The 9,196-nt window shown below is 68.4% G+C and carries 10 protein-coding genes; all 10 read right to left on the bottom strand.

The genetic code is table 11. The features are described 5' to 3' along the window. Window positions 1–2,164: isoleucine--tRNA ligase (gene ileS / locus AC1DZ6_RS11995; RefSeq protein ID WP_477097406.1), on the bottom strand; the 2,164-nt coding region annotated here is incomplete at its 3' end. A 308-nt stretch (window positions 2,165–2,472) separates the two neighbouring features. Further along, window positions 2,473–2,868: a GIY-YIG nuclease family protein gene (locus AC1DZ6_RS11990; protein ID WP_477097405.1), complete on the bottom strand. Its 396-nt coding sequence runs from the start codon at window positions 2,866–2,868 to the stop codon at window positions 2,473–2,475. Window positions 2,869–3,011: 143 nt separating this feature from the next. Beyond that, window positions 3,012–3,200: a hypothetical protein gene (locus AC1DZ6_RS11985; protein WP_477097404.1), complete on the bottom strand. Its 189-nt coding sequence runs from the start codon at window positions 3,198–3,200 to the stop codon at window positions 3,012–3,014. Window positions 3,201–3,400: 200 nt separating this feature from the next. After that, on the bottom strand, window positions 3,401–4,495 hold the full coding sequence (locus AC1DZ6_RS11980) for a S1C family serine protease (protein ID WP_477097403.1): 1,095 nt from the start codon (window positions 4,493–4,495) through the stop codon (window positions 3,401–3,403). A gap of 201 nt (window positions 4,496–4,696) precedes the next feature. Then, the gene (locus AC1DZ6_RS11975; protein ID WP_235523897.1) at window positions 4,697–4,861 is read right to left on the bottom strand and encodes a hypothetical protein; all 165 of its coding nucleotides are present in this window, start codon (window positions 4,859–4,861) and stop codon (window positions 4,697–4,699) included. Between the two features lie 86 nt (window positions 4,862–4,947). Further along, entirely contained in the window at window positions 4,948–5,889 is a 942-nt protein-coding gene (locus AC1DZ6_RS11970; protein WP_477097402.1) for a bifunctional riboflavin kinase/FAD synthetase, read from the bottom strand. A gap of 10 nt (window positions 5,890–5,899) precedes the next feature. Beyond that, the gene (locus tag AC1DZ6_RS11965) at window positions 5,900–6,322 is read right to left on the bottom strand and encodes a MaoC family dehydratase (RefSeq protein WP_477097401.1); all 423 of its coding nucleotides are present in this window, start codon (window positions 6,320–6,322) and stop codon (window positions 5,900–5,902) included. A 70-nt stretch (window positions 6,323–6,392) separates the two neighbouring features. Beyond that, window positions 6,393–7,253 (bottom strand): TIGR01459 family HAD-type hydrolase, encoded by an 861-nt coding sequence (locus AC1DZ6_RS11960; protein ID WP_477097400.1) that lies wholly within the window; start codon window positions 7,251–7,253, stop codon window positions 6,393–6,395. Window positions 7,254–7,500: 247 nt separating this feature from the next. Continuing rightward, window positions 7,501–7,770, bottom strand: coding sequence for a hypothetical protein (locus AC1DZ6_RS11955; protein ID WP_477097399.1), 270 nt, complete (start codon window positions 7,768–7,770; stop codon window positions 7,501–7,503). Window positions 7,771–7,796: 26 nt separating this feature from the next. Beyond that, window positions 7,797–9,196, bottom strand: a 1,400-nt coding sequence (locus AC1DZ6_RS11950; protein ID WP_477097398.1) for a hypothetical protein, incomplete at its 5' end; no start/stop codon positions are given.

Genomic DNA, 9,196 nt, shown 5'->3' with positions numbered 1-9,196 from the left:
GGTAGCGGGTGGTGTTGCGCAGCTTGCGATAGGCGTCGGTCGTCGTGGCCAGGATCGTCTTGCCGATCCGCTGGTCTTCCGAATAGTCGACCATCGCCGCCCACAGCCGCAGGATCTCGGCGCCGCTTTCCTTGGTGATGGTCTGGGGCTCGACGGTGTTGCCCTTGGACTTGGACATCTTCTCGCCGTTCTCGTCCTGGGTGAACCCGTGGGTCAGGACGCCCTTGTACGGCGCGTGGCCGCGCGTGCCGCAGCTCTCCAGAAGCGACGACTGGAACCAGCCGCGGTGCTGGTCCGAGCCTTCCAGATAGAGGTCGGCGGGCGAGCGGCTGTCGTTGCGACCTTCCAGGGTGAAGGCGTGGGTCGCCCCGCTGTCGAACCAGACGTCGAGGATGTCGACGACCTTTTCGTATTGCGCGGGATCGCGGTCGCCCAGGAAGTGGCTGTCGGGCAGCTCGAACCAGGCGTCGCTGCCGCCGTCCTGGATGGCGTCCAGGATGCGGCGGTTGACCGCCTCGTCCATCAGCGGGACGCCGGTCTCCTTGTCGACGAACATGGCCAGGGGCGTGCCCCAGGCGCGCTGGCGGCTGATCAGCCAGTCGGGACGCGTCTCGACCATCGAGCCGATGCGGTTGCGGCCGGCGTCGGGGTGGAAGGCGGTGTCGGCGATGGCTTTCACCGCCACTWCTCGCAGGGTCTTGCCGCCCAGGGTCGGCACGGCCTGGTCCATGCGGATGAACCACTGCGGGGTGTTGCGGAAGATCACCGGGGCCTTGGAGCGCCAGCTGTGCGGATAGCTGTGCTCGACACGGCCGCGCGCCAGCAGGTTGCCGGCCTCGATCAGCTTGTCCATGACCGCGCCGTTGGCGGCCCCGAACTTGCCGGCCTTCTTGCCCTCGGTCTCGATGACCTTCAGGCCCGCGAACAGCGGCACGTGCGGGAAATAGGCGCCGTCGGGGTCGACGGTGTCGGGGATGGAGTCCAGGGCGTAGCCGCTCTTCAGCCAGACCAGATAGTCGTCGGCGCCGTGGCCGGGGGCGGTGTGGACGAAGCCGGTGCCGGCGTCGTCGGTCACGTGGTCGCCGGCCAGCAGGGGCACGTCGAAGCCGTAGCCTTCATCGAATTGCGCGAGCGGGTGGGCGCAGATCAGGCCTGTCGGATCGACCGGCTCGGCGCGGCGCCACCGGGCGACCTTGGCGGCCTTGCGGACGTCCTCGGCCAGCTTGTCGGCGACGATCAGGCGGTCGCCGACCTTGGACCACGGGGCGAACTCGAGGTTCTCCTCGATGGCTTCGACCTCGTAGAGACCGTAGGCGACCTTGGGGTTGAAGCTGATCGCCCGGTTGGCCGGGATGGTCCACGGGGTGGTGGTCCAGATCACCACGCTGGCGTCGTTGGGCTGCAGGCGGAAGACGTTGTCGCCGGCCGCGTTGCCCGACAGGGCGAAGTGCTCCTCGTCATAGGCGCGGACCGGGAACTTCACCCAGACGGTCGGCGAGACGTGGTCGTGGTACTCGATCTCGGCGTCGGCCAGGGCCGTGCGCTCGACCGGGCTCCACATCACGGGCTTGGAGCCGCGATAGAGCTGGCCGCTGGTGGCGAACTTGTGGAACTCCGCCACGATCGTGGCTTCCGAGCTGTAGTCCATGGTGGCGTAGCGGTTCCACCAGTCGCCCAGCACGCCCAGGCGCTGGAACTCGACCTTCTGGGCCTCGATCCAGCCGGCGGCGTATTCGCGGCAGCGCTTGCGGAACTCGGCGGCGGGCACCTCGTCCTTGCGGCGACCCTTGGCGCGGAACTCTTCCTCGATCTTCCACTCGATGGGCAGGCCGTGGCAGTCCCAGCCGGGCACGTAGTCGACGTCGTAGCCCAGGGCGAAGCGGCTGCGGACCACGAAGTCCTTCAGCGTCTTGTTCAGGGCGTGGCCGATGTGGATCGCGCCGTTGGCGTAGGGCGGGCCGTCGTGCAGCACGAACAGCGGGGCGCCGGCGGCCTGGCGCGCGGCGCGCACGGCGCCGTACAGGCCCTTGTCGGACAGGGCCGCCCAGCCCTCCAGGATCTCGGGCTCCTTCTTGGGCAGGCCGCCGCGCATCGGGAACGGGGTGTCGGGAAGGAAGACGGTTTCGCGGTAGTCGCGGGCGGTCGTCGTGGCGTCGTCGGCCATGGGGAAGCTATCCAGCGTAGGGGTTCGGAAGGGTTTGCGGGGTGGTCGTCCCGGCGCGCGCTGGAAACTCGTCCGGGCGTCACGCCGGGCGGTTAATTCGCGGGGTTTTCCGAACGAAAGGCATGGGCGGGGGATAGCAGAGGCGGAGGGGAGGGGCAAACGGGGAGAGCGGCGCTTCGTTCTGCAATCTCTAACGGTTGTCATCCCGGACAAGCGCGCAGCGCGCAGATCCGGGACCGACGCGTGAGCTCAGCGCTTCCGGCGGTCCCGGATCGGCGGCCCTTCGGGCCTTGTCCGGGATGACAGAGCTATTGGGGCCAGTGGTCGTCATCGCTGGCGAACAGTCCAATCGCCTCAGGCTCGAGCGCCACCTGGAACTCCGCCATCGTCTCCCAGGGAAACCGCTCGGCGCCTCGCAAGGCCGGCGCCAGATCCGCCCATTCCGGATTGGAGGCCTCCACCAACGTGATCTTCCAAGCGCGTCGCCAGCGTTTGATCAGTTTTTCACGGTGGATGGCCGCCTCGATGTCGTCGTGGCTTTCGAACCAGACCAGCGTCTTGCAGCCGTGCTTGCGGGTGAAGCCGCTGAACTCGCCATCGCGATGCTGTTGGGTCCTAGTCTGCAGGCTCGACGTGACGCCGACATAGAGAACGCCGCGCCTGCCGCTCGCCATCATGTAGACGGCGTATTCGTGGGCTCGCATTGATCTCCCCACGTTGTCATCCCGGACAAGGCCCGAAGGGCCGCAGATCCGGGACCACAGGAAGCTCTGAGTTCACGCGTCGGTCCCGGATCGGCGCGCTTCGCGCTTGTCCGGGATGACAACCAAAACATACCTTTGAGACTCTACCGCCGCGCCAGCCCGTCCAGCATCCACAGCGCCGCCAGGGTGCCGAACAGCACGGCCAGGGCCGAGAGCAGGAACATGCGCAGGCCCTGGGCGAGGGCGACGCTGAGGGTGGTCAGGGCGGCCAGGGCCCAGGCGGAGGCGAGGAGCTTGCCCTCCAGCGAGGTCAGGATCGGCTTGGGGGGCATGAGGAAGCGTGTGGCGCGCCAGGCCTTCCGCAACAGGCGTCTTGCTCGAACCCCAGACCGCACGTGAATGCCTCCCTAACACTGACGCCAAAAGTGTAGGGTCGCGGGCTGGTTGCGTCTATGGGGAAAAACAACGTTCTCCGGGGTTTTTCACCCCACGGACACGGTCTTGCCCGCGCCTGTCGGGCATTCGGCGATGTTCAACCACGCTTCCGAGCTCGAGGGGTAATCATCACCGTCATCAGCTTGCCCTGGCGGATCAGGACGAACGGCGTGGGCTTGTCGATGCTGTGGTGGTCGACCGCGCGCAACAGGTCGTCCAGGCCGGTCAGGGGAACGCCGCCGGCGCTGATCAGCAGGTCGCCCTCGCGCACCCCGGCCTTGGCGGCGGGACCGCCCGCGTCCACCTGGGCGACGAACACCGCATAGCCCTGGGTCGCGCCCGTCGCCCGCGCCAGGCCGGGCGGGATCGGGGCCTGCTGGGCGACCAGGCCGATCGAGCCGCGCCGCACGTGGCCGTGGGCGACCAGCTCGGCGATCACGAAGCTGGCGGTGTTGGAGGCCACGGCGAAGCACAGGCCCTGGTAGCCGGCGATCACGGCGGTGGCGATACCCACCACCTCTCCGGCCGAGCTGACCAGCGGGCCGCCGCTGTTGCCGGGATTGAGGGCGGCGTCGGTCTGGATCAGGTCCTCGATCAGCCGGCCGCGCTCGCCGCGCAGGGACCGGCCCATGGCCGAGACCACGCCGGTGGTCACCGTCGCCTCGAAGCCCAGCGGGGCGCCGATGGCGATCACCAGCTGGCCGCGCCTCAGGGCCTTGGAGTCGCCCAGCCGGGCCGTCGGCAGGTCCAGCCGCTGGTCCAGCTGCAGCAGGGCCAGGTCGGTGTCGGGATCGTCGCCCACGCACCGCGCGGTCACGCTGCGGCCCTCGGCGGTGATGACGATGAAGCGGCTGGCGCCCTGGACGACGTGGCTGTTGGTCAGGATCAGGCCGTTCGCCGCGATGGCGAAGCCCGAGCCGACGCCCTGGATGCGCGGATCCTCGGTCATCGGATGGATGCGCACGACGCTGGGCCCCACGGCCTCGACGGCGCGGACCACGGCGTTGGAATAGGCGTCCAGCAGGCTGTCCTGCGGCGGGATCACGCAGAACGGAGGCGGAGCCCCGCCGGAATCCAGAACGAAGGCGGCGCCCCCGGCCTCCAGGTCCGGATACGACAAGATCTCATGACGCCGCGGCAGCTTGGGCCGCCGCGCCTTGGCGAACATCTCGTACTTGCGCGCTTTCAACATCCGGCCCCCGCCCGTTGGTGCGGCAAAGGTTAACGGGTTGAACGCGGGTTGGCCAGTCGGCGGTGTCGCCCAGGGTCTATCGACATTCAGCGTTTGGACCGTTCAGCCAAGCTCCGAACTCTTCCCTTTGTCCGTCATTCCCGCCACAAGGGCGGGAATGACGACTGAAAGGGGGGGATCATCTCCGAATGTCGACAAGATCTAGGCGTCGTCTCGCGCATCGACCACAGCCTGCATGTGGGTGCGGAAGCCGGGCTCCTCGCGGGTCATCTGCAGAAAGGCCTCGGCCAGCTCGGCCCGGGCCGTATCGAGATTGTAGACACCCTCCGAATAGCGCAGGAGCACGCAATCGAAATAGCGGTCCATGAGGAGGCGGTCGTCAGCGTTCAGATGCGTTGCCATGCGTCACGTTAGACCCCGCCCGGCCTTCACGCCATGCGCTTGATCAAACCTCAAAACGCCGGCGCCACGATCGCCCGCGCCGCCTGCTCGTCCCGCAGGATCTGCTCGACCATCAGCTCGATGCTGTCGAACTTCAGCTCCGGGCGCAGGAACGCGATCAGGTCCGTCTCGATGACCTGGCCGTAGAGGTCCTCGTCGAAGTCGAACAGCCAGGTCTCCAGCCGGGTCTCGACCTCGCCGGTCGTCGGGTTGTTGCCGAGATTGGCCACGCCGGGCACTTCGCGGCCGTCGGGCAGGCGGGTGCGGGTGGCGTAGACGCCCAGCTTGGGCACCACATAGTCCTCGACCTCGACATTGGCCGTGGGGAAGCCCAGCTGGCGGCCCAACTGCTGGCCGCGCCGGACCACGCCTTCGATGGCGAACGGCCGGCCCAGGATCCGGGCGGCGCCCTCGGGATGGCCGTCGCGCAGGGCGTCGCGCACGCCGGTCGACGAGAACTTCTCGCCGTCGCGGTTGGCGACCGGCTCGGCCATCGAGACCGTGAAGCCGTACTCTTCGCCATAGGCCATCATCAGGTCGGCGCTGCCGGTGCGGCCGCGGCCGAACGAGATGTCGAAGCCCACCGCCACGTGCTTCACGCCCAGACCGCCCACGAGCACCTTCTCGACGAATTCGCGGTCGCCGAAGCTGGCCATCTCGAAGTCGAACGGCAGCAGGTACAGCAGGTCCACGCCCAGGGCCTCCAGCGCGCGCGCCTGCTGGGGATGGGTCATCAGCTTGAAGGCCGGCTCGCTGGGGCGGAACAGCCGGCGCGGGTGCGGATCGAAGGTGACCACGCCCAGCGGCAGCTTGTCGGCCAGCGAGGCTTTCGCGGCCTGAGCGATCACCTGCTGATGGCCGCGATGCACGCCGTCGAAATTGCCCAGGGCCACGCAGGCGCCCCGCTCGCTGTCGGGCAGGTCCTTCCAGCCGTGGATCGTCTTCAGACGCATCGAATACCTCTTACGCGGCTTTGCGCGGGACCATGACGACGGCCTCGCCGCCGACCACGGCCTTGCCGCCGACCAGGCAGGTGGTGTCGAGGGTGACGCGGCCCTTGGCCTCGTCGATCGCCGTGACCGTGACCCGGGCCGTGACCTCCGCGCCGATCTTGACCGGGCGCTTGAAGGCCAGGGACTGCGACAGGTAGATCGCGCCCGGACCGGGCAGGGTGGTGCCCAGCACCGCCGAGATGTAGCCGGCCGACAGCATGCCGTGGGCGATGCGCTCGCCGAAGCTGGTGGCCGCGGCGTAGTCGGCGTCCAGGTGGACCGGATTGTTGTCGCCGGTCACGGCCGCGAAGGCGACGATGTCGGCCTCGGCCACGGTGCGGACCAGCTCGGCCGACTGGCCGACGCTCAGATCCTCGAGAAACAGTCCCTGCATGCGCCCCTCATCTTTTTTTGTGCGTTGCACCAATCTTAGCGCCAAACTTCACTAAAGCGAGCCGCGCGCTCTACCAGACCAGATCGCCCATGGCGTGGGTGGCGCCCACCTGTTCGGCGGCCAGCAGGCCCTCGACCTTGGTCGGGTCCAGCTTGCCGTCGGCGCCGACGGCGGCCGCGCCGTGGATGCCCTTGGCGATGAACAGACAGGCCAGGCCCTCGTCATGGGCGCCCTTGACGTCGGTGATCACGCCGTCGCCGATGCACAGCACGCGCGAGCGGTCGACGGGGCCGCCCTTCAGGGCTTCGGCCTCGGCCAAGGCCAGGTCGTAGATCGGCTTGTAGGGCTTGCCGGCCATCAGCACCTGGCCGCCCAGGGTCTCGTACAGGTCGGCCAGCGTGCCGCCGCAATAGATCAGCCGGCTGCCGCGCTGCACGACGCGGTCGGGATTGGCGCAGATCAGGGTCAGGCCGCGCGCGGCGGCGATCGCCAGGCGGTCGGTGTAGTCGCTGGGGGCCTCGTTCTCGTCGTCGACCATGCCGGTGACGGCGACGAAGGCCGCGTTCTCGGGACCGGCCGTCTCCAGGCCCAGGCCGTCATACAGCGGCATGTCGCGCTCGGGGCCGACGATCCAGGCCGGGCCGGGCGCGCGGGCGGCCAGCAGGGTGCGGGTGGCGTCGCCCGAGGTGACGAAGGCGCTCCAGGCCTCGCGCGGCACGCCCAGTCGGTCCAACTGCTCGACCACGTGTTCGGACGGGCGCGGCGAGTTGGAGATCAGGATCACCGGCCCATGGTGGGCCCGCCACTCGACCAGGGCCTGGCAGGCCTCCGGAAAGCTCTCGACCCCGTTATGGATCACCCCCCAGACGTCGCACAGCAGCACGTCGTAACGGTCGGCGAGGGCGGATAGGCCAGTGGGCAGATCGGTCATGGACAGGGGCGGTACCGGGCGGAGACGAGTGCGTCAACGCTAGGGCATGTAGGGACGCGGGGCAGTGGAGGCCAGGCGGGGGATGCTGGAGCGGGGATGAGCTTCGCTGGCCTTCCCCAAATCGCTGTCATCCCGGAAGCCTCGTAGAGGCTGTCCGGGACCCAGGTGACCGGGCCGATGCTGTGCAGCCAACCCTGGGTCCCGGACAAGCGCTGCGCGCTTTCCGGGATGACAACGAGAGGGATTTCTAAGCCCCGAACCCCCCGTCCATCCACTGCTGGTACAGCGCCACCTGCGCGTCGTCCCAGTAGGGTCCGCCCATCGGCATGCGGGGCTCGTTGCCGTCCGGGCGGACGTAGTCGAACACGCTTCGGCCGTTGGCGTGGTCGGCGTAGCCGTCGCCGGGGGCGGGGTCGGACATCCAGCCGTAGTCGTCCAGCTTCACGCCCTTGCGGCGCATGCAGCCGATGTCGCGGGCGTCGAACAGCGGCTTGATGTCGGCGGCGTAGGAAACCATAGCGCTTGCTCCTTCTTTCGACGGGCTCACCAGTTGAAGCCCTGGTCTTGCCGGGCCTCCTTGATCTGGTCCTGGAACTCCATGCCGAACGACCAGGCGAACTCGGCCGGGAAGTTGGTGCGGCGCAGGGCGCGGCCGTACTGCGGATATTCGGCGGCCATCGAGGCGGTGTAGGTGTCGTTGAAGGCCGTCTCGCGGTTCTTCAGCTCGTTCCAGGTCACCGAATACTGGTGGCAGCCGATGCAGTTGGTGCGGCCGTTGCCCGTGTGGTGCTCAAGGTTGGGATTGCTGCACCAGGTGGTGACCTTGTCGTAGGGCGACGGGTTCCGCTGCTCATAGGCCCCGTCATACGAGGCCTTGATCGCCGCCGAGAGCCCCGGCTGGCCGCTCTCGTACGGACCCCAGGGCTTGGGGTCGGTCTCGTTGAAGGCGGTGGTGATGCACATCTTGTAATGCGACCAGACCCCGCCGTTGAACTTGGCCAGGGCGGCCGGGCGGTCCTGGCCGAAGTCCTCGTCGGGCTTGGGGCTCCACCACAGCGAGATCCAGATCCATTCGCGGGTGTCCTTGGTCGAGAAGTGGATCGATTTGAGGCCGTACAGTTTCCCGTCGGTGGTCTGCACCGTGTAGATGCCGTTGGGGTCGACCGGCTCCAGGGTCGGCTTGGGCCAGCTTCCGCCCTTCAGCACGGCGGTGACCGCGGCGGCGTCGGTGGCGTGGGCGCTGACCCGGGGATTGGCGCCGTCGATCTGGTCCCAGCTGGTCTTGACCATCACCGCGTTGCGCGGGAACTCGTCGACGCAGGGCGAGAACTGGCTGGCGCTGGGCGGGGGCTGGTTCCACGGGATCTTGTTCGAGCAGGTCTCGATGCCCTGGGCCTGGGCCAGCACGTGCTCGACGAACGACGGGCTGAACAGGGTGAAGCCCCGGCCCAGCTCCTCCTCGGGCGCGCCGCGGTCGAAGCCTTCGGACTGCTTGAGCACCTGGGTCAGGTTGGCCGAGACCAGGCTGCGGACCAGGTTCTTGTCGCCGCCGTTCTGGCTCATCACCTCGTGGGCGATCTCGGCGCGGGTCTTCTTGCAGGCGGTGTCGGCCTTGCAGGCCGCCAGCTGGGCGATGAACAGCTTGATCTTCTGGTCGACCTCGGGATTGACGCTCATCCCTTCGAACCAGGTGTGCCACAGGGGCACGTCGTAGGTCTTGCCGTCCAGGGTCAGCTTCTGGGGCTCCAGCAGGGCCTCGACGATGGCCCAGCCGGTCTTGCGCCGGTCGGCCATCGAGCCTTCCAGCCGGTCGAACAGCGCCTTGGGATCCTCGGCGATCGGCGTGTAGTCCTTGCCGCGTCCGATCAGCAGCCGCCCCTGGGGCGAGGCCTCGCCGGCCTGCGGGTTCAGGCCCTTGGCCGTCAGGAACAGCACCGGACCGC

The sequence above is a fragment of the Caulobacter sp. P1_B12_2 genome (genome assembly GCF_056406675.1).
Note: the sequence above shows the minus strand (reverse complement) of the source record. Positions and strands in the feature narration are given on the sequence as shown.